Origin of the sequence: Xanthomonas pisi DSM 18956 (assembly GCF_001010415.1) — a bacterium.
Lineage (GTDB): Bacteria > Pseudomonadota > Gammaproteobacteria > Xanthomonadales > Xanthomonadaceae > Xanthomonas > Xanthomonas pisi.
This window is the reverse complement of the sequence record NZ_JPLE01000023.1, coordinates 15,320-42,233: the sequence shown is the minus strand read 5'-3', so window position 1 is coordinate 42,233 and position 26,914 is coordinate 15,320. Positions and strand designations below refer to the sequence as shown.

Here is a 26,914-nt window from a genome sequence, read left to right as displayed (position 1 = left end):
TCAAAATTGGGGGGACGTCGGAGCGTAGTGAAGGCATTGGACCATCGGGTGTCCTGCGGCGTCGCTACATCCACCTTGCATTGCGTGGAGCGCGTGGCATCGAACTGGATCGTCGAGAGATTGACGTTGATGAAGGGGATGCCGGCGAACAGGATGACCACGATGGCAACCCATACGCGGTTCTCGATGCGGACCGCCGACAGGACCCCCTTATTCCCCTCGTCGGCCCCCTCGGTTCGCGCCCGGAGCCATTCTTGGATCACGATGGACACGAAGGGCAGGGCGAACATGCCGCTGGCGACCAAGATGTTCCATATCCCGTTGTGCACGATCCAGCCGACCAGCGTGAGGTAGTACTCCAGGTAGTCCGTGGTGTAGAGGGTCATAGGATCTCTGCGCGCCGTTCGTGACCATGACCATGTGCTTGCTTAGGCGCCGCTTTTTCCAGGACCAAGGCTGCAGGGCCGGAAAGTGGCATCCGCGCTGCTGGGGCGCTACCTTGCAATCAAGGCCATGTTTAATGGAGCTTGATGTTGGGGGCAACGCGTCTGTGTATAGGTGGAACAATCCGAACTGTGCGCACCCTGATTCTTATGTTGGCGTCCAGGGACGAAGCCAATCGAAAACTGAAGGCTGACAGGCTACCGCTCCTGGGTTCCGGGAACCTTGACTGCCATGTGTCCGACTATCGTTGTTGCCACTCCCGCGCCTTGCAAGTCATGTCAAATCGTCTATCCCTGTCCATGGGGTAGCGGGAAAATCAAAAAGTGCTGTCTGCCGTAATGCCGGCATCAATCAACCAAAGCGGAAACCGAATAGTCCCCCGTCTTCGGTATGATCCGAAAGCCGGGTATCGAGAACTGCGCCGCGCAGATCAGTCGATTCGTCAGCGGGCAGGCGATCGAAGATGTCCGAATTCATCGTGACTATGTATTGCTGCTGAAGTTCCTCGCTGGTCTCCCTGCCAAGGCGTAACGCTCCAGCGACCTGACGCTCATCGACGCCATCAAAGAGATGGCTGTCATGGATCAAGAATCCGGGGCCACCATAGCGCTTCGTCACGATCTGAAGAAGGGCTAGGTCGAAGCAGAAGATCTCCATGTTGGCGATCCCGCCACCGCGATCCCCTTCGATCGAGATGCGGAACTCAGGGCCGTTTTCGGTGGCCGCCACCACGAGGCGGCCAGCACGATCGTCGTACAGCTCTGCGATTGCATCGGCAATGATCAGGATCGCTTCATCTAGCACTTTCTCTCGGATGTGGTGGTCCTCTTGGAGCTTCCGCTTCAGCTCCGCCCGGTCGATGTCGAGTTTCGTAGTCTCACCCTCAAGGGCCTCCGCTGCCTTGAAGCGCTCGCGCAGCGATGCGGCGTTTGCCTCAACGTCCGCCAAGTCGCGCTGCATCGCCAGAAATTCGTCCAGCGCTCCCCGTCCCTGCAGCGTCCGCAATATGCTGCTCCGCTCGTCGTCGAGACGACTCAGACCGCTTTCCACGCCCTCGATGCGGGAGCGCACATCGCTGATCTCCTGTTCGAGATGAACACGGCGATTGGCAACGACAGACTCGTAGAAGTTGCTTACATCATCGAAACGTCGCAGAGCAACGCCAGGTAATTCAATGCCGGCCGCAGCGTATAGCTGTTGAATGTCTGAGCGTTGTGGTGGCCGCTCGGAATGCAGCGCCTCCTGAAGATGATCAAGTGTCTCATTCAACGTGACGGATTGCCTGGTCAGAGTTTGCATCTCGGTCTTGATTTGACCCGCACGCTTCGAAAGGGACTTGTAGCTATCAAGTACCTCAAACTGCTCTAGGTTCTGCCGCAGCTTGCTAGCCTTTGCTTCAGCGATCGTCACTTGCGGGCGCAGTTCGGCTACCGTACCGATCACCGAACCGAGTGCGCCAATCTTGACAGCCTTTTTCAACTCGTCCAACGTCTTCTCGCGTGCGCGAATCTTGTTGAAGGCGAACGGAATTTGCCAGTCGAGGCCGAACAAGTACGACAGGTTGACCTGCCAGTCCCATCGCTGCTGCTTCTCGGCTTGGCGCTCCGGGCTGATGAAACCACCTGAATTCCTACGCCGCACGAAGTAGGAGAACATCGAGCGGAAGGTTGGCGTGAATGACTCGTCAAAGAGCGTGCCGCGTTCGTCTGCTGGGAGCCCAAACATGGCGTGGCCGAGGAACACGCGCCAGTTCACGTTCGAAACATAGAACCGCTCGCTTGCCTTGTCGAGCTTGCGCGGAATGTCCTTGCTCTCTTCACCTCCGCTGATCAGGAATATCTTTGAAGGGTCAGAACCAGTGCGAGCAATGGTGAGCAATTCGCCACCGATGCGGAACGTACCTTTGAAGGTGTGCTCGATCAGTTCGTCCAGCCGAAAGAGCGAGTCCTTTTCGCAGTCCGCACCCAGCAGGAAATGGATGACTTCGATGAGGCTTGTCTTGCCGGCGCTGTTGCGGGTTTGCTTGTTGGTCGAATCCGATGTCCGATCAGACAGCAGCACGTTAAGGCCGGAGTGGAACCTCACGGCCTTGAACGACTTCAGTGAACTTTCTATTGAGACGATCATGCTGTGTGCTCGCCGTAGATGATGCCGTCTCGATAGTTGATAGCGGCGATGGCATATAAGAGATTGAGCGCGAGGATGAACCAGTCAAAGGAAACCATAGCGTCCGGAGCTTTGTAGATTTGCGCCTCGCGCACGCAATCCCAGAGCGCGGATACCGATCGCGGCTCCTGGAGATGCTTAAGGATGTCGCCGCCTACTGTGATCAACGCCCGGTCATGCGGCAGGTACTTGGTCGGCAGGATCATGGCGTCACAGGGGCGATGGGCTCGCGCTCAAAAATGTCGCAGTTCTCGAAAAGAAAGGCCAGCAATGATTGCACCGCAACCTGTTTTTGCGGTGGAACCGTACCGATGCCCGTGACCAGTTCATATAGCGACGCCATGATGTCGCCCGGATTGAGAAGCTGGGCCTTCAAGTACTCATATCGATCACGGAAGAGCTTCGCAATGCGTTCGCCAGTCAGCGGGTCCGGATGGCGGTCGAAGTATTGACCGACAAGATGGGCATTCTTCCAGCCCCCCGCGATCAGCTGTTTCCAGTGGTTCGGCAAATTGTTGTAGGTCAACTTGTGAAGCGGGACTGGCCGCAGGTCCTGTGCATTGAAGTCGATCGCGTCAGCCTCGTTGCGTAGATGCTGAACAAGGTCCCGCAGAGTGGCTGTGTCAAGACTTGCCGCATCCATATCGGACGCCGCCGGACCAAGCAGGGATTCAATCTGGAACGGTTGCAGGCGGAACACTCGTTCGGAAAATCCCTCCATCCCGACAAACCCGAATGCGAGGCTAGGATTGGCTTCCTTGAGTGCGCTCATCGTTGTTAGCGCCTCAACAGGTAGTCCGTCGGCGATGTTGTGCACCATGTGCCACTCTCTCATGATGGCGGCTAGGTTCTTCAGAGCCTTCGCAAAGTCGTCCGTCATTTTGGTTGTCAGCGTGCCAACCTGCTTCAACTCGCCGGCAAGCGCTCCGTAGCACTGAAATAGCTGGCCGTCCGATTGCAGATAGCCATCGCACCCCTTATCACCGAGAGACCCGTATGGACGAACACGCACGAAGTCGTCACCATGAAGAAGACCCATGACGGTCGAGAAAAAGTCCTGGAACGCATCGCTGTTGGACTTACGCAGCTTAAGTTCAAGCGCGATCCGCCAGTAGTAGCGTTCACTGGCCGTGAAAGGATCAACGGTTGTCCCTCTTTGTGCAGGCGGTATCGAAGTCATGCGCACGTCCTCCGTCTCAGCGTGGCCGTTGGCGTAGGCCATTCTCCATGTGCCCGCAAAAGCCGTGCTGTCGTCATACCATCAACAAACAAGACGCGGCAAGGGGTAGTAAACGACCGCTGGAGGGCAAAAGCCAAGGCCTGTTTGCGTACAGCAGCGCCAATGCTGTGGCAGTGTTGAATTACGAACACATCGGCCGGAATATTGAACAGTCGATAGAGCTGATCACCGTTGCGGCCAAGGTCCGTGGGCTTCATCGGGTGGAAGCGAGACGGGCCCTTGAGTAGAAAGGCAGCCGTCTGCCGACGGCCGTTCACGCCTAGATTGGCAGAGAACACATCACTCTCCTCACCACCCCAGTCGTTTGGAATGCTGGGCTCGCCGAGTAACTGGCACAGCAACTCTTTGACCGACTGTTCAGGCACGCCGCGCATCACCGAGAATTCAGATGCTTTGGGTGTCCACTTTTCATCCAAGCCTGCGAACTGATCGATGTCTTCTGGCCGCAGCTCTAGGCTTTGTACGAACGGCGTTGGTAAACCACCACCGCGTTCGACCAGATCGCCGATGGCGTAGGGCACCGCCCGGATCGTGGTCCCGTCCATATCGGCGATATAGCCGAAGACAAAGAGGCGCGTAGACCCCTGCATGCGCGTCATCGCGGTGTCATTGACCAAATTGCCCTTTGAGAACTCGACGACCAGCTGCTTCCCGATAAGCGGCCCATCAAGTTTTTCTCTAAGACTGAGCAGCGGTGTCTTGTTTCGTTGGGAGAAGCCGTTGCCGTACGTGTGTCCGTCATAGATGAACGGGACGCCGGCCTGCAGCCGGTTTTCAAAAGTCAGCTGAGGCAGCGTCTTGACGTTGCCGTGAGCAATCGCGTCGACCAAGTACTGGCCGACCGCATTTGAGAGGATCGCGGACGCCATGAGAACGTCCTGCCCCTGTAGAGCGGCGAGCACGTGGGCCGGCAACCGATCAACTTGCAGCAGACCCAACAAGCGGTCGCGGCTCAGGTAATACGTGACCAATTGACGCGAAGCGAGCTCAGGCCGGCATGCATCGTCAGCGTCATCTTCCTCGTATGGCTCGCAAGCAGGGTGGGCGACAGGCATGACGATCACGTAGCTACGGCCGCACTTGAGCGAGGCTCAAAGAATGAGAATCCGATGGCAAGTAGACGCGCTTTTCTCCCCTTCATCGCTGTCTCCATATGGGCGTTTGCGTTGTATTGGACTACAAACCGTGTCAGTGTGGTCTCGAGGTCACATGCAAGGTCAGGCCTGCGTGGCGCTGTAGGTGGCTGATGACACTGAACAGGTTGCGCGCCTGCGGGTTGCCAGTTGGGCCGAACATCCGGATCAGACTTTTGGGCGACGAGCCGGTCTCGGCGCCGAGTTGCTCGAAGCCGAGCGTCGCTTTGATGTAGTCGCGCAGGATCGCCTTGCCGGTGTCTACATCACCAGAAAGCATGGTTTCAATGCCCTGCTTGAGCAGGGCCTTCCCGAACTTCGGGTCTGCATGGACTCGTGCCAGCACCGTCTCCTTAAAGTTACGTGTCAAAGCCATAGTTCACACCTCGCTGATCGCAAACGCCGCTTGCAGGCCTCCCAACGGGTCGGCGCGGCCTCTATGTCGCGGCTGCTGTCGCTTCTTCGTCCCGTCGGCAACCAGGGCGAGCATGTCGACCTCGCGGCTGGAGTAGGTCGGGTCCCGGCCCGAAAATCCAGCAATTACCCCTGCGCACCTTCCCCGACGTCTTTGATGTTGACAGGTTGCCTTGCTCTATGAGCGTGAGGACGACACGCTGCCGCGGCGTGCTAGCGCTAATCATTCCACAAGTAACTGACGCCTTCTTCTTATATGCACTCTTGTATATTCAATGGAGCTATTGGTAGCACATATGTTACCACTCGGCAAGCGGTAGCCAAAGGCGCGACAGCGGTGCCAGTAGGCGGAGAAGTCTCATATGCCTTCGGTTGTCGACCGCTCTTAAGTGACTGGTGTAACTTCAATTAGTCACCAGAGGCGGTGGGGCCGAGTGCCTGCCACAGCTGGAGGCTGTGAAAAAACGTCGATAGCTGCCTTTCACGGGGATGGGTTAACCATTCTTCAACTCCGGGACCGTGCCTTGTAGGACGTTCTGAGCGGTTCACTTTTGAGCGAACTGAGAAATCCAAGGCTGGACTCGCGTTCTCACACGGCCTCGCTGCGAAGCGATTGTCCGCGACGTCGGGGTGGGTGGCGGCTATGGGCTGTCTACGACCAATCCAGATGTAACTCAGTAGGCAAAAGTGGGCTGAGTGGCTGGCAGCGAGTGAGCCAAGGCCTGGGTTTTTGGCGGCCCCCCGATCATCGGAAGCCTCGTCGGGGCACTTTTACCCGCACGACTTGGCCAAACCCACAAAAGTAGTACATAATAGCGTTCTTCCAACGGAGGGTTGTCTGACAAACCTCTTATGGATCAAGGAGTTAGGGCGGAAGCGAGCATCTCTTTTCCCGCTCCAAATTCAGACCCCGGATATCCCGCGATATCCGGGGTTTTTGTTTTCCGACATAAGACGCTTCCTGCGGCGAGCATGCTGTCGTTGAACATGGTTTGTGGCTGGGCAAGGCGTCGGTATGACCCCAGGGCCGAGAGCGCTTCTGCAGATCCGCAAGCTTGTGCAAGGAGCGGCGGTGTTTGCCGTGCAGTTGACCAGACACGCGCCGTGGCCTCGCGCCCCGTTGCGGCCCATGCACTAGCGATCGGGCGAGCGGGGCGGCGAATCGATATTCCTGGAGCTACGGACTTCTCATTCGGCGGCAACTCGTCCTGCAACAGCGGAGCTGTTCGCCGCACAGCCAAGGTCATGCGCTCGAACGCAGCGACCTCTCGTCTGCCTAACGAACTTGGAGTGCCCTGTATGGATTGCCGTGTCCTCAGGCGCCTGCAAGAGCATTTCGCAGACAGGCGCTGAGATGGAAGCCGCGGGCAGGTTTCAGTCCACACACCTTGCGCCACCGCTTGACTGATCAGCGCATCCTGCCCGCGTCGCTGTGATTGCAGGTGGTGGTGCTCACGGACATGCCGGCTGCACGCGCGGCAGGAAAGCGTCCTTGAGGACGCAGTGTCATCGCATCTGGCAATGGAGTTTCGTGCCAGCGTGTGCCCGGGGCGGGGGTCGAACCCGCATAGCCTTGCAGCTGAGGGATTTTAAGTCCCTTGCGTCTACCAATTTCGCCACCCGGGCATTGCGATAGCGTGCCTGATTGCGCAGCGATTGTGAATCTCCAGGCGACGATTCTTCCCAAGGCTCCGGACCTGCCGCGTGCGCTATGCTGCCGCCGCACAGCCGCGCGGTACCCACTGCGCGCGATCAAAGGAACCGCATGTCCGGCAACACGCTTCTCCCACTGCTGCATTCGCGCATTGCCGTCATCGGGCTCGGCTACGTGGGCCTGCCGCTGGCGGTAGCGTTTGGCCAGCACCGCGACACCCTGGGTTTCGACATCGATGCGCAGCGGGTCGCGCAACTGCGCGACGGTCACGATGCTACCTTGGAATTGGACGACGCCGAACTAGCTGCCGCAACGCAGTTGCGCTACAGCGCAACCGCGGCTGACCTGGCGAGCTGCAGCATCTTCATCGTCACCGTACCGACCCCGATCGACAGCTTCGAGCAGCCGGACCTGGAGCCGTTGCGCAGTGCTACGACCCTGATTGCCGCCGCGCTCAAGCCCGGCGATCTGGTGATCTACGAATCCACCGTGTATCCGGGCACCACCGAGGAAGTCTGCGTGCCGCTGCTCGAGGCTGCCTCCGGCCTGCGCTTCAACGAGGACTTTTTCTGCGGCTACAGCCCCGAGCGCGTCAATCCTGGCGATCGTCAGCGACGGCTGCGCGATATCCGCAAGATCACCTCCGGCTCGACGCCGCAGGCTGCAGAGACGGTCGATGCGCTGTATGCCGGCATCATCACGGCAGGCACGTGGCGCGCGTCGTCGATGCGCGTGGCCGAAGCGGCCAAGGTGGTCGAAAACATCCAGCGCGATGTCAATATCGCCTTGGTCAACGAGCTGGCGCTGATCTTCGACAAGCTCGGTATCGACACGCTCGATGTGCTCGAAGCCGCCGGCACCAAGTGGAATTTCCTGCCGTTCCGGCCTGGCCTGGTCGGAGGCCACTGCATCGGCGTGGACCCGTACTATCTGATGCACAAATCCGAAAGCGTGGGTTACCACCCGGACCTGATCCACACCGCGCGCCAGGTCAACAACCGCGTCGGCCGGCATGTCGCCGAGCGCGTCTGCGGCATGTTGGCTCTACGCGGCGTCACGCTGGCACAGGCGCGGGTGTTGGTGCTGGGTGCCACCTTCAAGGAAAACTGCCCGGACCTGCGCAATAGCCGTGCCCTGGAATTGGTGCAGCTGTTGCAGGCGGCCGGCGTGCACGTCGATACCTGCGACCCGTGGGCAGACCCGGCAGAAGCCTTGCAGCATGGCGGCGTGCAGCTCTGCGAGGCGCCGGAGGAGGGCGCCTACGATGCGGTCGTGTTGGCAGTGGCGCACGCGCAGTATCGCGATTACGACGTGGAGCGCATCGCAGCGCTCGGCAAGCCGGGCGCGGTGGTGTACGACGTCAAGTCGGTGTGGCCGCGCGCGGCTGTCAGCGATCGCCTGTGACGCGATCGGGTCGACGTTGCAGCCAGTCGACGGCGCCAAGCGCGGCGCGTCGTCCGCTGGCAAAACATGCGGTCAACAGATAGCCGCCGGTTGGCGCTTCCCAGTCGAGCATTTCGCCGGCACAGAACACGCCGGGGTGCGCGCGGGCCATCAGCTGCGCGTCCAGCGCTTCCAGTCGCACGCCACCGGCCGAGCTGATTGCCTCGGCCAGCGGGCGGGGTCTGAGCAGGCGCAGCGGCAGGTGCTTGAGCGTGCGTGCAACCAGCGCAAGATCGTCGCCGGCCTGTTTGCCCAGGTGCTCGTACAGGAGCGCGGCCTTGACGCCTTCGATGCCGACCTGGCGACGCAAATGCTCGCTGAAACTGCGCCCCTTGCGCGGTAGGGACACCTCGGCGCTTACCCGTTCCAACGTCCGTCCCGGCACGAGATCCAGGCCGAGCTCCGCGTGGCCATCTACATCGATCTGCTGGCGCAAGTCGGCGGCGATCGCATAGATCAGGCTGCCTTCGATGCCGGTTTCGGTCGCGACGCATTCGCCCTGCAATGCGTGCTGCACGCCGGCGCCATCGCGCCAGTGTGCGACGACCGGCTTGAGCGGCGCGCCTGCATGCCGTTGCACAAAATGCGCGCTCCAGTCGATATCGAAACCGCAGTTGGCGGGCACCAGCGGGGCGACGGCGATGCCGCGTTGCTGCAGCGTTGCCTGCCACCGGCCATCCGAGCCAAGCTGCGGCCAACTGCCGCCACCCAGCGCCAGCACCACTGCATCGGCATGGCATGCGATGTCGCCTGCAGCCGTTGCGAACCGCAGTGCGCCGTCGTCGCTCCAGCCCAGCCAGCGATGCTGCACATGGAAGTCGACGCCCTGTTCCTTGAGTCTGCGCACCCAGCCGCGCAGCAGCGGCGCAGCCTTGCGATCGATCGGGAACACACGCCCGGAGCTGCCGACATAGGTCTCCACGCCCAGCGCGCGTGCCCATCCGCGCAAGGCGTCGGCATCGAAGTCTTGCAGCCACGATGCCACCGCCGAGGTGCGCTCGCGGTAGCGCTGGGCGAACAGCGGCATCGGATCGGAATGGGTGAGATTCAGCCCGCCCTTGCCGGCGATCAGGAACTTGCGCCCCACCGAGCCCTTGGCCTCGTACAGATCGACCGCAATCCCGGCAGCGCATGCCACTTCAGCGGCCATCAACCCCGCAGGTCCGCCGCCAATCACCGCCAGTCGCGGTCTGTTGGTGTCCATCATTGCTCAGGCACTCAGCGTGGCTGAACGCCGAGCAGTTCCACGTCGAACACCAACGATGCGCCGGGCGGAATCACGCCGCCTGCGCCGTTGTCGCCATAACCGTAGTCGGGCGGGATCATCAAGGTGCGCTTGCCGCCCACACGCATGCCGGCAACCCCATCGTCCCAGCCGCGAATCACCTGATGCCCGCCCAGCACGAACTGGAAGGGTTCTGCGCGATCGAGCGAGCTGTCGAATTTCTTGCCGTGCTTGTCGGCAGCTTTTTCGTCGTACAGCCAGCCGGTGTAGTGCACGGTGACCATCGCACCCGGAGTGGCTTCGGCACCGGTGCCGACGGTGCGATCGATCAGCTCGAAGCTGGCAATGGTGCCGCCGGACGGCGGCAGGGCAGGTGCGCAGCTGACAAGCAACAGCGCGGCACAGAGCGTCAACAGAAGGCGCATGGGGTGATCCATCAAGGAAGGCCGCCATTATCGCATCTGGCTCCCGTTATCATCGCGCCATGGCCAAGCTGCTGCTCAATCTGCGTAATGTTCCCGACGACGAGGCCGACGAGGTGCGGGCGCTGCTGCGCGAGCACCTGGTGCAGATCTACGAAACCCGGCCCAGCAACTGGGGCATTTCCGCTGGTGGCATCTGGCTCAGCGACGATGCCGACTACCCGCGCGCCAAGGCGGTGCTGGATGCGTATCAGGCCCAGCGTGGCGCGCTGGCGCGGGCGCAGCGGCAGGAAGCGATCGCCGCGGGCACTGCAGAGACCTTTGTGGCATTGCTGCGCAAGCGACCGCTGTTCGTGATCGCCACGCTAGTGGGGATGCTGATCGTCGCATCGTTGGTGTTGCTGCCATTTCTGTTGCTGCGTGGCTGACGGTGCATAGCGCAGCGACCGGTGATGGGATCGGGGGCTGCATCCGGATACCCGTTGCCCGGGGGGCTTTGGGGCAGCGCGGTTGCCTTCACTGCCTGCAGGGCGATGGATCATCCGGCAGGCGCTCGCTACCCGGGAGCGGGCGCCTTAAAATACCCGGATGATCACCAATACTGCGGCGTACCAATTCGTCACCATCCACGACCCGCAGCAGCTGGCGGACAGCGTGCTGCTGCACGCCGAACAGCAGTCGCTGAAGGGCTCTGTGCTGGTGGCCGAAGAGGGCATCAATCTCTTTCTGGCGGGCGAAGCCGAGCGGGTCGGCGCGTTTTATCGCTGGCTGCAGGGCGACCCACGCTTTGCGCAGATGCGCATCAAGTACAGCCGCAGCGCGCAGCAGCCGTTTGCGCGGCTCAAGGTCAAGGTCAAGCCGGAGATCATCAGCTTCCGTCGCGACGATGCATCGCCGCTGCGAGGCCGTGCGCCGACAGTGACGCCTGCGGTGCTGCGCGAGTGGATGCGCAACGGGCGGGATGACCGGGGGCGCCCGCTGGTGTTGCTCGATACGCGCAACGCGCAGGAAGTTGCCTATGGCACGTTTCAGGGAGCGCTGACCCTGCCGATCGACAAGTTCACCGAGTTGCCCGCAGCACTTGAAGCGCATCGCGCAGCATTGGCCGATGCCACGGTGGTGAGTTTTTGCACCGGCGGTATCCGGTGCGAGAAGGCGGCGCTGTGGATGCAATCCGACGGCATGGATAACGTGCTGCAGCTGGAAGGCGGAATCCTGGGCTATTTCGAAGAAGTCGGCGGCGAAGGCTATGACGGCCGCTGTTTCGTGTTCGATGAGCGCGTCGCACTCGATCCGGCGTTGCGTCCGCTGGTGGACGATGCGCGGACCGCCGAACCGGGAAAAGTCTGACCGGGCGCGACTGCATTGCCCGATGCAGCCGGTCTTGCAGATGCTTGCATCATGCGACCACACTGCAGTGGCACATCGCGCAGTGTCAGCAGTGCTACACGCGAAATGAGTGAGCTTTTCGCTCTAACTTGGATGTAATACGTCGCATCAAGCTTGCCCTGAATTATTCACGGAGCTAGGCTGCACCAGCCAGCCGCACAGCGAGGACAACAAGGATGACCATCAGAGTTTTTCTGATCGACGATCATGCACTCGTGCGTACCGGCATGAAGATGATCCTGTCCAAGGAAGTGGACGTCGATGTCGTGGGTGAAGCAGAGAGCGGCGAAGCGGCATTGCCGCAGATTCGTCAGCTCAGGCCGGATATCGTGCTGTGCGATCTGCATCTGCCCGGCGTCAGTGGGCTGGAAATCACCGAGCGCATCGTCAAGGGCGATTACGGCACGCGCGTGATCATCGTGTCGGTGCTGGAGGATGGCCCGCTGCCGAAGCGCTTGCTCGAAGCCGGCGCTTCCGGATATGTCGGCAAAGGCGGCGACGCGCATGAGCTGTTACGCGCGGTACGCGAGGTTGCCTTGGGACGGCGCTACCTGGGCAACACGATTGCGCAGAATCTTGCGCTGTCCAACCTGGAAGGCGGTAGCTCGCCATTCGACGCGTTGTCGCCGCGCGAACTGGAAGTCGCCTTGTTGCTGACCCAGGGCCTGCGACAGGAAGACATCGCCAAGCGCCTGAATCTCAGTGCCAAGACGATCAATACGCACAAGGCGCGCCTGTTCGAAAAAGTCGGTATCCAGGACAACATCGCGCTGGCGCGCCTGGCCAATCAATACGGCCTGACCGACCCTGCCCGCACGATGTAGCGCTTTCCAGTCTCTGCATGCACCTTTGCGCTTTGCTGGAGCATGGCCGAGCCATCTGCCGGACCAACCGCCCATTGGCGACTTCCCTGTTTCTACGTGCCGGCCAATGCGGCTAGCGAGCAATGGCCGGCAGTCCTCGGATACCTGAGGGGCACGGACGGGGGGCGGGGTGCGGGTGATGTGCGTCGCCGCACAGAGCATGCCAGCGTGCCGAGCCTGTCGCCGGCATCGGCACCTGCAACGAACGGGGCCGACCTTGTGAATACCCGGCAATCGACGCGGCGTCGATTGTTTGCGCGGCCCGGGATTGCATCCAGGCGCTTCGATGCTGTCGTGGCCAATCGCGCATAAAAACAAGGCGGCCCGAGGGCCGCCGTGTTTGATGCAGATCTGGCCCAGGAAGTCCGGGCCGGATCGGAGAGGCGTTGCAACGATCAGTGATCGTTGCGCGGCTTGTCGGCGTCGTCTTCCTGCACGGATGCACTGCCAGCGTCAGCGGACGGCGCTGCAGGCTTGACCGCTTCGGAGACGACCACGGTCGGCTTCGGCGTGTCGGTTGCCTGTTCCTGCACAGAGGCAGGTGCCTGCGGTGTCGCTGGCGACGACGGTTCTGCTGCCTTGTGCGGTACCGGCGTTGCGGCCGCCGAGGGCGCAGGTGCTGCGTCGGGCTTGGGAGCCAACGCGTCCAGCATGGTCGTCTGCACCGGGGCATACGGCTTGCGTACCGGAGCGGCCGGCGCCTCGTCCGACGTTGCGGCAGCCTGCGTCACCGTGGAAGTGGACGTCACGGTGACATCTACCGGAGGCTTGGCCGCATTGGACGGCTCGGCATCAGGCGCCTTGGCAGTGACCACGGTGGCCTGTGGGGCCGACGGTGCCGCTGCTGCAGGCGCCTGCTGCCCAGCAACAGGCGTTGCTGCTGCGGGCTTCACGGGCTCGGTGTGCACTGCAGGTGTTGCAGTGACAGCCGCAACAGCACGCGCCTGCGATTCGGCCGGCGGTACTGCAGCCGCAGTGTCGGTCGTTGCCTTCGGCGCCGAGGTGGCCTGCGTGTCGGTGGGCGCTTCGGCCGACGACACGGTCGGTGCGGTCGGCTCGACTGGCTTGGTGACCGCAGCCGGGGTGGCCGCTGCCGCTTCAGCGGTCGGCGTCGAGGTTGCAGCAGGTACGGCTGCTCCCGCGTGGTCGCCGGAGGTCGATGCAGCAGCAGTCGCAGCGCCCCGTGACGTTGCGTCAGCAGCAGAAGCTTGCTTGACCACCGGCGCAGGTGCTGCTTCTGCAGTATCGGCCGCAGCAGCTGGCGAGGACGCGACAGTCGGAGCTGCAACGGTCGGCTGTGCCGTCGAGGTAGCCGCTACGTTCGCATCACCGCGTGCCTGAGCCGATACGGCAGCAGTCGGTGCAGATGCCTGCTGTTCGAACGACGGTGCGGCGTTGGAGACCGGTGCGGTCGTCGACGTCGTTCCGCTGTCGGACTGCGTTTCCGCACGTTCCTTGGGAACCGGGCGCGGTTTGGGCGCTGCGGCTGCATTGGCCTCGGGCTTGCTGCGGGCGGCCGGAGCCGGCGCATCGTCGTCGAAGTCGAACTCCGGCTGGCCTGCACGCGGAGCGGCCGATACCGCGTTCGTGCCTGCCTCGTCGCCCTCGTTGTCGCCATCCAGATCGCCGTCCGCATCACCGTCCAGATCGTCCGTTTCCAGACCATCGACGCTGCTGCCGCCTTCGCCGTTTGCACCGGCGCCACGACGACGCCGACGACCGCCACGACGACCGCGACGACGACGGCTTCCACCTTCGCCATTGGCCGCATCGTCGCCCGACGCATCCTGGGTCTGGCCATCGGCACTGGCGTCGGTACCGCGATCGGCAGTGGACTCGCTCACCACGACCTCGACCGGGTGGGCCTGCTTGGCTTCGTTGGCGATTGGTTGCGTGTTGGTCGCTGCAGCGGTGTCGGCAATGGCTGCGACGACCGTCGACGTGGTTGCAGTTGCTGCGGTCGATGTCAGGGTCTGCGCCGAAGCGGTGCCTTCATCCTGACGCGCCGGGCGCGGCTGCCGTTCGGACGGCACGCCGTCCTGCTGCGCAGGCGCACGTGGTGGACGCGGCGTCTGGTTCTGCTGCTTGGGCTTCTGCTGCTGTTGCTGTTGTTGCTTCGGTGCCTGCGCTTCGTTGCGCGGCGGCTTGGGCACCTGCACCTGTTGCTGAGCCTGGGCGCCAGCTTGTGCGGCCTGGCCGTTCTGGCCGTTGGCCGGCTGGCGACGCTCGTCGCGACGCTCCTTGTTGGCACCGTTGCCGTTGCTGCCACCGCCGCGCTGCTGGTTGCCGCCGTTGCCGTTACGGGCATCGCGACCATCGCGACGTTGGCCGCCACGCTCGCCGCGCTCATTGCGGTTGTTGCGGCCTGCATCGTTCGGACGCGGACGCGGGGTCGACTCGGCTGCCGGAGCGACCGGCTCGACGCCGCCGAAGATGCGCTTCAGCCAGCCGACCACGCCGGTGACCGGTGCCGGAATCGGCACGGTGACGACCGGCGCAGGCGCCGGAGTCGGCGCAACCGGGGCAGGGGCCTCTTCACGCACCGGAGCCGGCTGGCTCGGCTTGATCGAGGTGACCGCAGGCGCTGCCGGAATGTTCAACTGCGCCTTGGTCAGCGCATGCACCGGCAACTTGCGCGGGGTGCCGCGCTGATAGCTCGGCTTGCCGCTGTCTTCGCCCAACTCGTTCTCGCGCAGGCGCGTGACTTCGTAATGCGGCGTGTGCAGCTGCTCGTCGGCGACGATGATGATCGGCGAGGCGTGACGATTTTCGATCTCGCGCAGCGCGCTGCGCTTTTCATTGAGCAGGTAGTTGGCGATCTCCACCGGGGCCTGCACCAGCACCTGTCCGGTGTTTTCCTTCATGGCGTGTTCTTCGGCCACGCGGATGATCGACAGCGACAGCGATTCGACGCTACGCATGCGGCCATGGCCGTCGCAACGCGGGCAGACGATCTGGCTGGATTCGCCCAGGCTCGGTCGCAGACGCTGGCGGCTCATCTCCATCAGGCCGAAACGCGAGATGCGGCCCAACTGCACGCGCGCGCGGTCGTACTTGAGCGCGTTCTGCAGCTTGTTTTCGACTTCGCGCTGGTGCTTGGACGAGGCCATGTCGATGAAGTCGATCACCACCAGGCCGCCGAGGTCACGCAGGCGCAGCTGGCGCGCGACTTCTTCGGCCGCTTCCAGATTGGTCTGGAACGCGGTTTCTTCGATATCGCTGCCCTTGGTGGCGCGCGAGGAGTTCACATCGACCGCCGTCAACGCTTCGGTCTGATCGACCACGATCGAGCCGCCCGACGGCAGGCGCACGTTGCGCTCGTAGGCGCCTTCGATCTGCGATTCGATCTGGAAGCGGTTGAACAGCGGAATGTCGTCGGTGTAGTGCTTGAGCTTGCGCAGGCTCTGCGGCATGACCTGCTTCATGAATTCCTGGGCGTCGGCATACAGCTCCGGCGTATCGACCAGGATTTCGCCGACGTCGGCGCGCAGGTAGTCGCGTAGTGCGCGGATGATCAGGCGCGATTCCTGATAGATCAGGAACGCGGCCGGCTTGCTCAGCGCCGCCTCGGCGATCGCCTTCCAGGTCTGCAGCAGGTAATCCAGATCCCACTGCAGCTCTTCGGCGTCACGGCCGACACCGGCGGTGCGGATGATCACGCCCATGTCGTCGGGGATATCGAGCTTGTCCAGCGCTTCCTTCAGCGCGGCGCGGTCTTCGCCTTCGATCCGGCGCGAAACGCCACCGGCGCTCGGCGAATTGGGCATCAGCACCATGTAGCGGCCGGCCAGCGAAATGAACGTGGTCAGGGCGGCGCCCTTGTTGCCACGTTCTTCCTTGTCGACCTGCACCACGATTTCCTGGCCTTCGCGCAGCAGCTCGCGAATGGTCGACTTGTTGTGGTCGACGCCGGCCTGGAAGTAATCGCGGGAGATTTCCTTCAACGGCAGGAAACCATGGCGCTCGGCGCCATAGTCCACGAACGCCGCCTCCAGAGAGGGCTCGAGCCGGGTGATGCGGCCCTTGTAGATATTGGACTTCTTTTGTTCCTTGGACGGCTGTTCGATGTCGATGTCGTACAGGGTCTGGCCGTCCACAATCGCCACGCGCAGTTCTTCTGCCTGCGTTGCGTTGATCAGCATTCGCTTCATTATTGCGTTCCTCACGCGCTCTACCGCGCGGAACGCCGTGACGTTTCGCCTCTGGAACAGCTTGTCGGCCCTTCGCGCAACGCGCGGACAGGCCTGACCAGGGTTTCCAGCGCTGCAACACCACGGCAGGCCGCGGGAGCGCTTGTTTTTAAGTTTTATAGGTGTTTCAGGGCCGGCAGCCGCGTCCGGACGGACCGGGGCAGCGCACGGGACATGTTCAGCGCAACGGTCGAAAAACCGCCGGCGATGGCCGGGTAGGCCGGTGAGCCGCTAACATGGCCGCCCCGGGGGCGGTGGTCGCGCACTGTGCCGGAATCATCGGAAGGCAGGCTTCTGGCCAATCAACTTCCAACGAAATCAAACCCTTATCTCGCTCGCCGAGTGTAACAGAATAAAGAGCCGGATGACCGACCCCCAGCCCCCCAAGCCGCCTGCCGACCGTGTGGGCGTGCGCATTCTCAAAGTTCCGGAAGACCGCGCTGGGCAGCGGCTGGACAATTTCCTGCTGGGCCAGCTCAAGGGGGCGCCGCGCAGCCTGATCTACAAGCTGGTCCGCAGCGGCCAGGTGCGGGTGAATGGCGGGCGTGCCAAGGCCGAGCGCAAGCTCGAAGGCGGCGAGGAAGTGCGGATTCCCCCGGTGCGCGTCAACGAGGAAGGCGACAAGGCTGCGCCGCCGTCTTCCTTTCTGGCGCGGCTGGAAGCGGCGATCGTGTTCGAGGATGCGCGCCTGCTGGCGCTCAACAAGCCATCCGGTGTGGCCAGCCATGGTGGCAGCGGCATCAGCTTTGGCGCGATCGAGACCCTGCGTGCGCTACGTCCCAACCAGACCCTGGAACTGGTGCACCGGCTCGACCGCGATACCTCCGGTCTATTGATCGTGGCCAAGAAGCGCTCGGCGCTGACCGAGCTGCAGGCGCTGATGCGTGAGGACGATCGCGTCGGGCGCGGCATTACCAAGCGCTACCTGACCGTGCTGGTGGGGCGGATGCCGGACGGCGTCATGACGGTGGACGCGCCGCTGCATATCGGCCTGCGCCAGGGCGGCGAGCGGCATGTGCAGGTCAATGCGATCGGCAAGCCGTCGCTCAGCCATTTCACATTGCTGGAACGACGCGGCGGACACTCGTATTGCGAAGTCCGGATCGAAACCGGCCGCACCCACCAGATTCGCGTGCATGCACAGCATCTGGGTCACCCGGTGGCCGGCGACGACAAGTATGGCGAGGCCGAGGTCAACAAGCGCCTGCGCGACCAACTCGGGCTGAAGCGGCTGTTCCTGCATGCGGCCTCGCTGGAATTCGCACTGGATGCCGGCAAGACACCCTACCTGCTGAGCGCGCCACTGGCTCCTGAGCTGTCCGAGGCGCTGGATCGGCTGGGGCGTTGACGCAGTCATCTTAGACTGCACTGACGTCTTGTTTCAGATATCTGGCGCGTGATGCCCATCGCTTGGCGGGACGTAGCTGTTGCGGTTGTCTCGTCCTGGTGAGATCCCCGGCGCAGTGACCGTCACGGCCGGCCACTGCGCCGAAGGCCTGTCCGTCAGTGAGGTTTAGCTATCGTGGTGGTGGTCGCGATGCTGCGGCGCCTGCGCATGCGCGGGCGGTCGCTGCGCATGCATGTCGGCCGGGTGGGCGGGAGCGGGGCGCGGGGGTACAAAGGACACCAGGCGTTGCGCGTGTTGTTGCGGCTGCGACTGCGTGATCGCCCGTGGCTGCTGGCGCGGCGGCAGTGGCTGCACCCGTTCCATCCGTTGCGGCGGCACCAAGGCCGCTTGCAGACGTGGCGCAGTCGGTTGCTGCGCATGTCCCTGTTGAATCGCCATCTGCGTTGCCGCTGGCGCACTAGGAGGGACATTGCGTGGGCCGCGGCTGGCAAAGGCAGCATGCGCATTGACTGCTGGAGGTGCTTGACGGGGCTGCTCGAACGTCGGGACGCGTGCTGCAGCGCTGGTCTGATGCACTTGCTGCAATTGTGCAGTGCGCTCCTGTGCAATCGCTGGTGCGGACATGCCGACGGCCGGACGTGCCGAGGCAAGCACGGATGCAGGAATGGTCGGTGCGCGTAACGTCGCCTGCGTCTGCACCGGCATCGACGCTGCAGCATGCGTTGCCACCGGACGGCCGGGCTGCAGCATCTGCCGCTCAAAATGCGGCGCCGACAGATGCGCATCGTCTGGCGCACGTGGAGCGTGGGCAGGCGAGGGTGCCATCAGATTGGGGCGCTGCAGGGTTCTGAGCGACTGCACACCTGCTGTCGCGGTAATCGGCAAGGCTGCGCGGTTGGCCACCGGCGCTGCCGGCGTCAATGCCGGGGCGGGCGCAGACGCCGCACCGCCGTTGGCTGCAGGCCGAAGATCCTGCCGCAGGTACGAGCGGGCGTCGATATAGGTGTTGCGGTTGTTGTTGATGATGATGGTGTGCGGCGCATAGACGTGGTTCTGGTACACCACGTAATGCGGTGCGGCCGGCGGCGCGTTCCAGTCCACGCCCCAGCTGTTCCAGCCCCAGCGGTGCCACGCCGGTGCCGGTGCGGCCCAGCCGAACCACCCGTGGTGGTGCTCCAGCGCGCTGCCGACCAGCACGCCGACGCCAAACGACACCACCCCGGTAGTGACTACATCCCCCTGGTCGTACCAGCGCACCGGGCGATAGCGATAGTCGCGATAGACATCGACCGGCGTGCCGTAGACCACGCCCGGGTCGTAGCGCGGCACATACACCACGTCCGGGAGTGCCGGTTCGATGGTGATGACTTGCGACGGCGGGGGAACACGTCCGCCATCCAGAATCGGGGTAACGACGACATGCCGCGCCACCTGGACCTGCTGCTGCGCTGTACTGCGTAACTGACCGCTGGCTTGGGCGCGCTGGCGCATGATCTGCACCGCGTTGAGAACATCATTGGGGTCGTGCGCGTACGCATCGCCCAGGGCACGGGTCCAGTCGAGATTGCCGGCCAGCTGGTCCACGACATCGGGAAAGGCAGTCAATGCCTTGATGCTGGGATCCCACGCTTGCGAGACGGTGGCCTGAGCGCGGTCGGCAGCCGTCAGGCTGCGATTGCTGTGCAGCCAATCCTGTGCGGTAAGGACCTGATCCGGGTAGACCGACGCCGCCAGGGTCTGGGCCAACAGCTTGTCGGGAAACAGGGCGATCGGCGCAACCAGGCGATAGAGCTGATCGGCCGTCGGCGGGCTGTAGGCCGGCGCGGTGGTAACGGGCGGTTGGACGGGAACCGCTGCGGTGGCTGACGGTGCGGTGCGTTGGCAGCCGACAAGTGCCAACGCGCCGCTGGAGGCGATTGCCAGCGCCCAGCCAAGGCGCCCCTGTGACCATGTGCGTTGCATACGGCACCTCGCTGAGTGCGCGTTGATGACGCGCGTACGATGCGCCGCACTCGGTGTCTGGAAGCTTTCTGACGGTGCGCCCGTCATGGCTCGGCAGGGCAGCGTTCAGCACGGCTGCACGACGACGGATCGCAGGGCTGCGGAACGTGCACAAAGCCGCCCGTCCGCCGCAACACCCGGACAGCGGCAGGCGCATGCATCACCCTGCAGCAGCGTGGGTCCGGGCCATGTCTGGATACGGAAAGCCCAAGCGCTCACCCCAGGCAACACCGGCCGTGGCACGCAATCGGCGCGCGATGCCTCAAGGCGCCGCGAAGCGGAACAACACCAGGCTGATCGCCAAGGTGCCCATGCCAGATACCAGGCCATAGACGGTTTCATGGCCTTTTGCGTAGCGCTTGGCCGCCGGCAGCAGTTCGTCCAGTGCCAGGAACACCATCACGCCGGAGATCAGCCCGAACACCGTGCCGAACACCGCCTCTGACAACACGTTGGACAGGGCCAGATAGCCAATGCCGGCGCCGATCGGTTCGGCCAGGCCGCTCAGCAGGCTGGCACCGAAGGCATACAGCTTGTTGCGCGTGGCGAAATACACCGGCACCGCGATCGCGATGCCTTCGGGAATGTTGTGGATGGCGATGGCAAACGCCAGTGGCATGCCCACCGCCGGGCTTTCCAGCGTGGCGAAGAAGGTCGCCAGTCCCTCCGGAAAGTTGTGTGCAGTGATCGCGATGGCGGTCATCAGGCCGACGCGGCGGATGTAGGCCCGGTTGTCATCGCGGAAGAGCGGGTCGTCGGTGGACAGGCTCTGGTGCGGATTGGGTACCAGGCGGTCGATCACCATGATCAACAGCATGCCCCCCAGAAAGGTCAGCGTGCCAAAGGTAAAGCCCAGCTTGTCGTTGTAGGCGTTGGAAAACGCAGCGATCGACTTGTTGAGGATCTCCGACAACGAGACGTACACCATCGCGCCACCGGCAAATGCCAGCCCGAACGCCAACAGGCGCGGGTTGGGTTTTTTGGCGAACACCACCATCAGGCTGCCGAGGCCGGTGGCGAGTCCCGCGGCCAGGGTGACCGCCAGCGCGATCCAGACGTTGTGTGATGACACCTCAAGCATGCGACGCGACGACCTCGTGGAGTGGGAGCGATTTTGCGGTCGTCAGCTCAATCACGCGACCACTGGCGCCAGCAGGATGGCCATGCCGGGATGACGAGTGCGTGGTGTCGAAGGCGACCGCATGTTCAAGCGCAAACACCGACCAGTACGACCGGTGTCGATCAGCGGTGCACCGCGGCGGCGAGCGTCTTGCCCGCCGTCGCTCATCGTCGCACTGGCACGCTGACCACGACGCTCAACCGCCGCGGCGTGCGCGTTCTTCGATGGCGAAGCATTCGTCCGGACGCGGTACCGGCGGCTTGAAGGCGACCGGCACCTGGATGGTCTGCGGCACCGCCTGGCCATTGCGGGTGGCCGCCTTGAACTTCCACTCGCGCACACGCTTTTGTGCGGCCTCGTCCAGCACCGGCTGGCCGCTGCTCTGGGTCACCGCCACATCGGTCGGTGTGCCTTCGGTGCCGACGACGACCCTGAGCACGGTGGTGCCACCGACCCCGGCGCAGGCCAGCTCCGGTGCGTACTCCGGCGGCGGCGTCTTCAGTGCGGCGAGTTCGGTGGGGGCCACCGCCGGCGCGGAAGCCTGTTGCGGCGACTTGCCGCAGCCGCTGAGGCCGGCTGCCAGACACAGGCCGGCGAGGGCCGCGCGAGAAATGGTCATGCAGTGACTCCCTGATCGTAGAGTTGCGCGGTCTTGGCCGCGCAGATGAAGTCGTTTTCGCTCAACCCGCCCACGTCGTGGGTGGAATAACGCACCACGACCCGGTCGTAATGCACGCCCAGATCGGGGTGGTGGTCTTCGCGATGGGCAATCCAGGCCAGCGCATTGACGAAGGCGAGGGTGCGGTAATAGTCCGCAAAGCGGAAGGTGCGCGTGATGGCCGTGCCGGCCTCGGACAGCTCCCAGCCGGGTACCTGCGGCAGCAACTCGGCCAGGCGGGCCTCGCCAAGCTTGTGGTCGCTGCCCTTGCGCGGAAGGCAATGGGCCTGTTCCAGGGGAATCAGATCGGTCATGACGGTCTCGCAGGGGTGGCGGACGGCGCACCCGCCAGGATCACGGTGTTCCATGAGCGAGGGCGCTTTGAGCGGTAGAATAACCCGCATGATCCAGATATCCGACAAAGCCCAAACCTATTTCCGCAAGCTCATCGAACGCGAAGGCGTGCCCGGCATGGGCGTGCGCCTGAGCGCGGTGGACCCGGGCACCCCTCGCGCAGACGCCAGGCTCGAGTTCGCAGAGCCTGCGGACCTGAGTGGCGACGAGTGGGCCATCGACTGCGACGGCTTCACGTTATATGTGGCCGCCGCCAGCGTGCCGTGGGTGGATGGTGCCGAGATCGACTACGTCACCCAGTCCACCGGCAACCAGCAGCTGACCATCAAGGCGCCCAAGATCAAGGGCGAAGCGCCGGCAGAATCGGCGTCGATGGTGGAGCGCGTGCGCTGGGTGGTCGAAAACGAGATCAACCCGCAGCTGGCCTCGCACGGTGGACGTGTGGCGGTGCAGGAAGTCTCCGCCGACGGCGTGGTGCTGCTGCGCTTTGGCGGCGGTTGTCACGGCTGCGGCATGGCCGATGTCACGCTGAAGCAGGGCATCGAAAAAACCTTGATGGGACGCGTGCCCGGGGTGATCGCAGTCCGCGATGCCACCGACCACGCCACCGGCGACGCGCCCTACATTCCGCGCGACAGCGCGGCCTGATTCCGCGTCACCGGTGACAACGGCTGCCGATCTGCTGCAGGCACTGCGCGCGCGCATGCCGGGCAAGCTCATTCTGGATCGGCGCACCGGCCTGCCGTACGGTTGGGCCATCTGGATGCGCAATCGCGGCGACGTGTCGGCACCGTTCAACGACGATCAGGTGATGGATGTGCTGTTGGCACGTCCATCCCTCGCGCATGGCGAAGCTGCTGCTGCGTTATTGACGCCGTTCCAGGCATTTCGCAGCCTGTGGTGGCAGCACTGGGAGCCGCGCCCGACCGACCAGCGGCGCCAACACTGGCTCGCGATGCTGGGCAGTTTGCTGATCCATCTGGGCTTCATTGCGTTGCTGATCTGGGTTGTCACCGTGCGCTGGGCGCCTGACGACACCAAACCCGGCGATGAATCGCGCGTGCGCATGAGCTTTATCGGCGACGGCGCGGTGGAGCAGGGGGGAGGGCAGGCAGAACCTTCGGCGGTGGCACAGGCGGCGTCTGCCGACGCGGCTGCCGCGCAGCAGGCCGGTGCGGCGCCTGGAGAGCGGTCACTGCCGACGACCCCCTCGTCGGAACCGCCGCCTGCCGCGACGGAGCCCGTCGCCGCCACCAGCACTGCGCAGGCGCAGGACATCGCTCCCGAGCCTGTTCCCGCCGCTGCCAGCGAACCGGTGACTCCCGACGTCCCCCAAGTGACGGTGCAGGTAGCGCCGGTGACCATCGAATCGTCGCTGCAGGTGACCGAGACTGCGGTCGCCACCAACGAATTTGTGGTTCCTCCACCTCCCAGCATCACCGTGGCGCCCCGGGCGATGACGCCGACGGCGCCTCAGGTTGAGGTGCGTCAACGCGAGATCCAGACGCTGACCGACCGGCCGCAGCTGCGCGAATTGCAGCGTCCGGCTGCAGCCGTGGCCGTACGCCCTGCTGACGCGCCTGCAGTGCGCGAGCGCGAAGTCGTGGTGCCGGACCGGCCACAGGTTGCGTCACCGGTGATGCGTCCGAGGGAAGTCATCCCAAGCGTGCGCATGCCCGAGGTGGCAGTACGCAGCACGGAATTGCCCAACGTGCCGGATCCAGCGCCGACGCCGGCGCCCGTGGCGCCGTCCACGCCGGCACCTGCCGCAGCGCCCACGTCGGAAGCGAGCGCTACCGTTCCGCAGCCGCTTTCCGCTGCCTCGGCGTCGCAGGCAGCGGCGTCCCCGGCAAAATCCGAACAGTCCAGTCACAGCGCTGCTGCAGCATCGTCGCCATCCAGGCCTGCTTCCAATCCCGCTGCCGGTCCAGCGCCTGCGGACCGGAGCGGCGGCTGGGACGTCGCTGCCAATGCCGACGACTGGAGCAAATCCGACCGCAACCGTCGGGGCGAGACCACAGGCGGCAACGGCCAGCGCGACGGCGTGTTCAACAGCGATGGCAGCGTGCGGGTGGCGGGAGCGGGCGAGGCCGGCAAGGGAGCCGGCGATCGCGGGCCGCCCGGCAGCGACACCGACACCTGGACCCGCGACCAGATCGCACAGGGCGGCACCTGGCTCAAGCGTCCGCCCTACGGCTATACGCCGACCTCGCTGGATAAGTACTGGATGCCGAACCAGTCGCTGCTGCAGGAATGGGTGCGCCGCGGCTTGAAGAAGATCGAGATCCCGATCCCGGGCACCACCACCAAGATCAGCTGCGTCGTGTCGTTGCTGCAGTTCGGCGGCGGCTGCGGCCTGAGCGACCCCAACCTCAACGATCAACCTGCCATTGCGCGACCGCCACCGGATGTGCCGTTCAAACGGGAGTTGCAGGAGGACAAGGGGGCGGTGCGCGGTGAGGGGCGATGAGCATGCTTGCGCGGCCAGCAGCCTGACCCAGTAAAGCCGGGGGCGTGCTTGCACCCAGGTCCTGCGTCAATGCACGGCCAGCTGGCGGGCGGTTGCCCCGTTATTTACGGCGACCAGCGTGAACTACCTCAGCGACCAGCGGCGCCCGTGAGTTCTGAGTGTCTGGCCGCCATCTTGATGACAGGCGATCACGCCCTGAAGATGCTGGGCCTGGGTGATGTTCCGGGCGTTGCCGGACTGGGCGGCCTGGCATTTCACCTGTTCGCGTCGGTTCTCGCCTAGCACCTGGCCCAGCCGACTGCCGATGTCGAGAAGTCGGTAAAGCGCTTGTTCGTGTGGGGCGCCATCGCAACACCGGTGGTGGCGATTGCATTTCAGCGCGTGTTTCCGCTGAATGTCCTGCTGTCGTTTGCGTTGGCGGCGGTGTGCATTCTTGCAATCGAACGTCGCCGCTGGATCTTTCTGGGGCTGTGCGCAACGCTGGCGCCAGCAGCGGTCGATTATCGATGGGCTGGCCTGGGGGTTGTGCCGGGCGGCTGGATCTTCTGGCGCAATCCTTGGCAGTGGAGATTATCGAGGAGAGTATCTGCACTGTTATTGCGTGTGCTGCCGATGGGGTTGCCTTGTGTCGCCAGCGATACTTTCTGGGCGCTATTGGCGTTGCCCGCGCTGACGCTTGCGCGCTTGAATATTCCCATGCCACGCACCCGCAGTGCATTTTATTTCTATTACATCGGTTATCTGATGTTCTTGACGGGATTGTTTTACGCAGTCGGGTGATGCGGGAGGAAGTCAGTCATGCAAGGGCCGAAAAAAACGGCGGGCATCGCTGCCCGCCGTCCATTCCAGCGTGTTACCTCATGCGGCAGTCGTTACTGCACGCAGGTCGCCACGGTGTTCTGTACCGAGGTACGGAACGCGGCCACGCCATCGAGGTAGGCAAAACCGGCCGGCAATGCCGGACGCGTGGTGGTGTTGTAGAAGATGCCGAACAGATCCTTCACCGCCTGCACGTGCGCAGCGCTGCCATTGCCGCTGGTGTAGCCGGCAACGTAGGTGATGGCCGCGATCGGATACGCGTTGGTGATGGACGCAGCCGGATTGACCAGGCGGACGCAATTCTTGACGGCCTGCGTTCCGCTACCCGGCGCTGCGTTGACGGTGGCACCATCCAGCACGCGACCACTCAGCAGGGCGGCCGCCGCCAGCGATACCGGGGTTCCGTTCTGGCCAAACAGCGCCGGATCGAATCCGTTGACCTTGGCGTACCTGGCAGACTGCAGCAGCACTTCGCCGATGTCGGCATAGCCCAGCGCATTGGTGTTGGCCGTCGCGCGCACCGCGGTGACCACGCCGTTGTTGCCGCTGGCGCCGATACCGCGCGAGCCGTACACCGTGCTCACGCCGCCCGGCAGTGCCGAATTGAAGCTCTGGTTGGGGGTGAACACAAAGCCCGACGGCACATTGGCCGTGCCATTGCAGGTCCGCGCCAGATAGCTGGTGAAGGCGAAGCTGGTGCCGCTGCCATCGGTACGGTAGACGATCTTGATCGGGCCGGTGGCGCCGCTGCCGGACACCAGCGACCAGTCACTGACCTGGCCGGAATAGATCTGGCAGACCTGCGCGGAGGTCAAGGCCAGCGCGGTGGTGGCGGTGCTCTGCGACAGCGCGATGGCACCGGCGATGGTCGGGATCTGCACCACGCCGACGCGTGCTGCGGCGTTGCTGCCGCCCAGAAATGCCTGGTAGTCGGCGGTGCTGTACGGGGCATCGGTGCCGATGAAATCCGGCGTGGCGGTGGCCGCGCTCAGGCCAGCGGGAGCGACGCTGAAATCGTTACACGCCTGGTTGGCGGCGACCGTCCCTGCGAGCGTGTTCTTGCCGGTGCCGCTGCCGGTCTGGCAGTACGAGATCTTGTTGCTGTTGGCGCCCGCGCTGAACGCGGCGAAGATCGAGCCCGCGCTGATCCCGGCAACCGTGCTGCTGCCACCGGCGGTGTTGCCGGCATTGGTGGACAGACGCGCATCGGGGTTCGGCGTCAGGTAGGCATTGCCCACGTAGGGCTGCGCCGGGAAGGTCGCGCCGCCGCCGTACAGATTTTCGGCAGCCATGGCGGGGGTGGCCAGGACGACAAGAGCGGCCGCAACGGCGGCGGTGAGCGAAACGGGGGACATGACGAAAGTGCGCACTGCTTTTCTCCTTCATTGGAAAACAGCGGATCGGATGGGTTTATCCGTGCGAATTGAATGCGATTAACTATCGCCACGTCAGGCTGCGCCATTTGCATTATGGTTGCGCGACAAAATTAAATTTCTTTTGTGACGCCGGTTAATTGCGACACGTTGCAGTATTTATATTTGGAATGCATGTGAATTCTGAT

At 63.6% G+C, this 26,914-nt stretch carries 21 protein-coding genes, 1 tRNA gene and 2 pseudogenes; 9 read left to right on the top strand and 15 right to left on the bottom strand.

Annotated elements, in window-relative coordinates:
* The 7 genes from Y887_RS06700 to Y887_RS06670 form a co-directional block, all read right to left on the bottom strand.
* Nucleotides 1–386, bottom strand: a 386-nt coding sequence (locus Y887_RS06700) for a conjugal transfer protein TraG N-terminal domain-containing protein (RefSeq protein ID WP_046963599.1), incomplete at its 3' end; no start/stop codon positions are given.
* Between the two features lie 409 nt (nucleotides 387–795).
* On the bottom strand, nucleotides 796–2,571 hold the full coding sequence (locus tag Y887_RS06695) for an ABC-three component system protein (RefSeq protein ID WP_046963598.1): 1,776 nt from the start codon (nucleotides 2,569–2,571) through the stop codon (nucleotides 796–798).
* Nucleotides 2,568–2,816 (bottom strand): ABC-three component system middle component 6, encoded by a 249-nt coding sequence (locus Y887_RS06690; protein ID WP_046963597.1) that lies wholly within the window; start codon nucleotides 2,814–2,816, stop codon nucleotides 2,568–2,570. Before Y887_RS06690 ends, Y887_RS06695 begins: the two co-directional genes overlap by 4 nt.
* The gene (locus Y887_RS06685; RefSeq protein ID WP_046963604.1) at nucleotides 2,813–3,790 is read right to left on the bottom strand and encodes an ABC-three component system protein; all 978 of its coding nucleotides are present in this window, start codon (nucleotides 3,788–3,790) and stop codon (nucleotides 2,813–2,815) included. Before Y887_RS06685 ends, Y887_RS06690 begins: the two co-directional genes overlap by 4 nt.
* On the bottom strand, nucleotides 3,787–4,905 hold the full coding sequence (locus Y887_RS06680) for a hypothetical protein (RefSeq protein WP_211256984.1): 1,119 nt from the start codon (nucleotides 4,903–4,905) through the stop codon (nucleotides 3,787–3,789). Before Y887_RS06680 ends, Y887_RS06685 begins: the two co-directional genes overlap by 4 nt.
* Nucleotides 4,906–5,038: 133 nt before the next feature.
* Nucleotides 5,039–5,359 carry a helix-turn-helix domain-containing transcriptional regulator gene (locus Y887_RS06675; protein ID WP_046963596.1) on the bottom strand — a complete coding sequence of 107 codons (321 nt, stop codon included), beginning with the start codon at nucleotides 5,357–5,359 and terminating at the stop codon, nucleotides 5,039–5,041.
* A gap of 1,580 nt (nucleotides 5,360–6,939) precedes the next feature.
* Nucleotides 6,940–7,023, bottom strand: a tRNA-Leu gene (locus Y887_RS06670).
* A gap of 139 nt (nucleotides 7,024–7,162) precedes the next feature.
* On the opposite strand from Y887_RS06670, the gene Y887_RS06665 reads away from it, so the two are divergent.
* A complete protein-coding gene (locus Y887_RS06665; RefSeq protein ID WP_046963602.1) occupies nucleotides 7,163–8,455 on the top strand; it encodes a nucleotide sugar dehydrogenase in 1,293 nt (430 codons plus the stop codon).
* Here the strand turns inward: Y887_RS06665 and Y887_RS06660 are convergent.
* On the bottom strand, nucleotides 8,439–9,701 hold the full coding sequence (locus tag Y887_RS06660; RefSeq protein ID WP_046963595.1) for a TIGR03862 family flavoprotein: 1,263 nt from the start codon (nucleotides 9,699–9,701) through the stop codon (nucleotides 8,439–8,441). The genes Y887_RS06665 and Y887_RS06660 overlap by 17 nt on opposite strands.
* An 11-nt stretch (nucleotides 9,702–9,712) precedes the next feature.
* Nucleotides 9,713–10,144 (bottom strand): FKBP-type peptidyl-prolyl cis-trans isomerase, encoded by a 432-nt coding sequence (locus Y887_RS06655; RefSeq protein ID WP_046963594.1) that lies wholly within the window; start codon nucleotides 10,142–10,144, stop codon nucleotides 9,713–9,715.
* A 59-nt stretch (nucleotides 10,145–10,203) separates the two neighbouring features.
* Here Y887_RS06655 and Y887_RS06650 point away from each other — a divergent pair, with 59 nt between their 5' ends.
* The 3 genes from Y887_RS06650 to Y887_RS06640 all read left to right on the top strand — a co-directional run bounded on the left by Y887_RS06650 (nucleotide 10,204) and on the right by Y887_RS06640 (nucleotide 12,354).
* Nucleotides 10,204–10,569 carry a DUF6164 family protein gene (locus tag Y887_RS06650; RefSeq protein WP_046963593.1) on the top strand — a complete coding sequence of 122 codons (366 nt, stop codon included), beginning with the start codon at nucleotides 10,204–10,206 and terminating at the stop codon, nucleotides 10,567–10,569.
* A gap of 160 nt (nucleotides 10,570–10,729) precedes the next feature.
* The gene (locus Y887_RS06645; RefSeq protein ID WP_046963592.1) at nucleotides 10,730–11,491 is read left to right on the top strand and encodes a sulfurtransferase; all 762 of its coding nucleotides are present in this window, start codon (nucleotides 10,730–10,732) and stop codon (nucleotides 11,489–11,491) included.
* 215 nt (nucleotides 11,492–11,706) lie between these two features.
* Nucleotides 11,707–12,354: a response regulator gene (locus tag Y887_RS06640; RefSeq protein ID WP_046963591.1), complete on the top strand. Its 648-nt coding sequence runs from the start codon at nucleotides 11,707–11,709 to the stop codon at nucleotides 12,352–12,354.
* A gap of 434 nt (nucleotides 12,355–12,788) precedes the next feature.
* Here Y887_RS06640 and Y887_RS06635 read toward each other — a convergent pair whose 3' ends face one another.
* Nucleotides 12,789–16,535 carry a ribonuclease E/G gene (locus tag Y887_RS06635; protein ID WP_046963590.1) on the bottom strand — a complete coding sequence of 1,249 codons (3,747 nt, stop codon included), beginning with the start codon at nucleotides 16,533–16,535 and terminating at the stop codon, nucleotides 12,789–12,791.
* Nucleotides 16,536–16,947: 412 nt separating this feature from the next.
* On the opposite strand from Y887_RS06635, the gene Y887_RS06630 reads away from it, so the two are divergent.
* Nucleotides 16,948–17,931, top strand: coding sequence for an RluA family pseudouridine synthase (locus Y887_RS06630; RefSeq protein ID WP_046963589.1), 984 nt, complete (start codon nucleotides 16,948–16,950; stop codon nucleotides 17,929–17,931).
* Nucleotides 17,932–18,096: 165 nt separating this feature from the next.
* Here the strand turns inward: Y887_RS06630 and Y887_RS06625 are convergent, their stop codons facing one another.
* The 4 genes from Y887_RS06625 to Y887_RS06610 form a co-directional block, all read right to left on the bottom strand.
* Complete coding sequence (locus Y887_RS06625; protein WP_046963588.1) at nucleotides 18,097–19,893, bottom strand: DUF3300 domain-containing protein; 1,797 nt, start codon at nucleotides 19,891–19,893, stop codon at nucleotides 18,097–18,099.
* Nucleotides 19,894–20,194: 301 nt separating this feature from the next.
* Nucleotides 20,195–21,013 carry a zinc transporter ZupT gene (zupT, locus tag Y887_RS06620; RefSeq protein ID WP_046963587.1) on the bottom strand — a complete coding sequence of 273 codons (819 nt, stop codon included), beginning with the start codon at nucleotides 21,011–21,013 and terminating at the stop codon, nucleotides 20,195–20,197.
* 235 nt (nucleotides 21,014–21,248) lie between these two features.
* Nucleotides 21,249–21,671, bottom strand: a complete 423-nt coding sequence (locus Y887_RS06615; RefSeq protein ID WP_046963586.1) for an energy transducer TonB — start codon at nucleotides 21,669–21,671, stop codon at nucleotides 21,249–21,251.
* Complete coding sequence (locus tag Y887_RS06610) at nucleotides 21,668–22,024, bottom strand: 4a-hydroxytetrahydrobiopterin dehydratase (RefSeq protein ID WP_039409115.1); 357 nt, start codon at nucleotides 22,022–22,024, stop codon at nucleotides 21,668–21,670. Before Y887_RS06610 ends, Y887_RS06615 begins: the two co-directional genes overlap by 4 nt.
* An 88-nt stretch (nucleotides 22,025–22,112) precedes the next feature.
* On the opposite strand from Y887_RS06610, the gene Y887_RS06605 reads away from it, so the two are divergent.
* From Y887_RS06605 to Y887_RS06595, 4 genes and pseudogenes are all read left to right on the top strand, one after another.
* Nucleotides 22,113–22,712, top strand: coding sequence for an NfuA family Fe-S biogenesis protein (locus tag Y887_RS06605; RefSeq protein WP_046963585.1), 600 nt, complete (start codon nucleotides 22,113–22,115; stop codon nucleotides 22,710–22,712).
* A 13-nt stretch (nucleotides 22,713–22,725) separates the two neighbouring features.
* Nucleotides 22,726–23,815 (top strand): annotated as a pseudogene (locus Y887_RS21540) (transmembrane repetitive protein); the annotation flags it as partial.
* A gap of 83 nt (nucleotides 23,816–23,898) precedes the next feature.
* Nucleotides 23,899–24,534 (top strand): annotated as a pseudogene (locus tag Y887_RS21535) (transmembrane repetitive protein); the annotation flags it as partial.
* A 333-nt stretch (nucleotides 24,535–24,867) separates the two neighbouring features.
* Nucleotides 24,868–25,314, top strand: coding sequence for a TraX family protein (locus tag Y887_RS06595; RefSeq protein ID WP_245879452.1), 447 nt, complete (start codon nucleotides 24,868–24,870; stop codon nucleotides 25,312–25,314).
* Nucleotides 25,315–25,406: 92 nt separating this feature from the next.
* Here Y887_RS06595 and Y887_RS06590 read toward each other — a convergent pair whose 3' ends face one another.
* Entirely contained in the window at nucleotides 25,407–26,723 is a 1,317-nt protein-coding gene (locus tag Y887_RS06590) for a PstS family phosphate ABC transporter substrate-binding protein (RefSeq protein ID WP_162199153.1), read from the bottom strand.
* Nucleotides 26,724–26,914 lie beyond the last annotated feature (191 nt).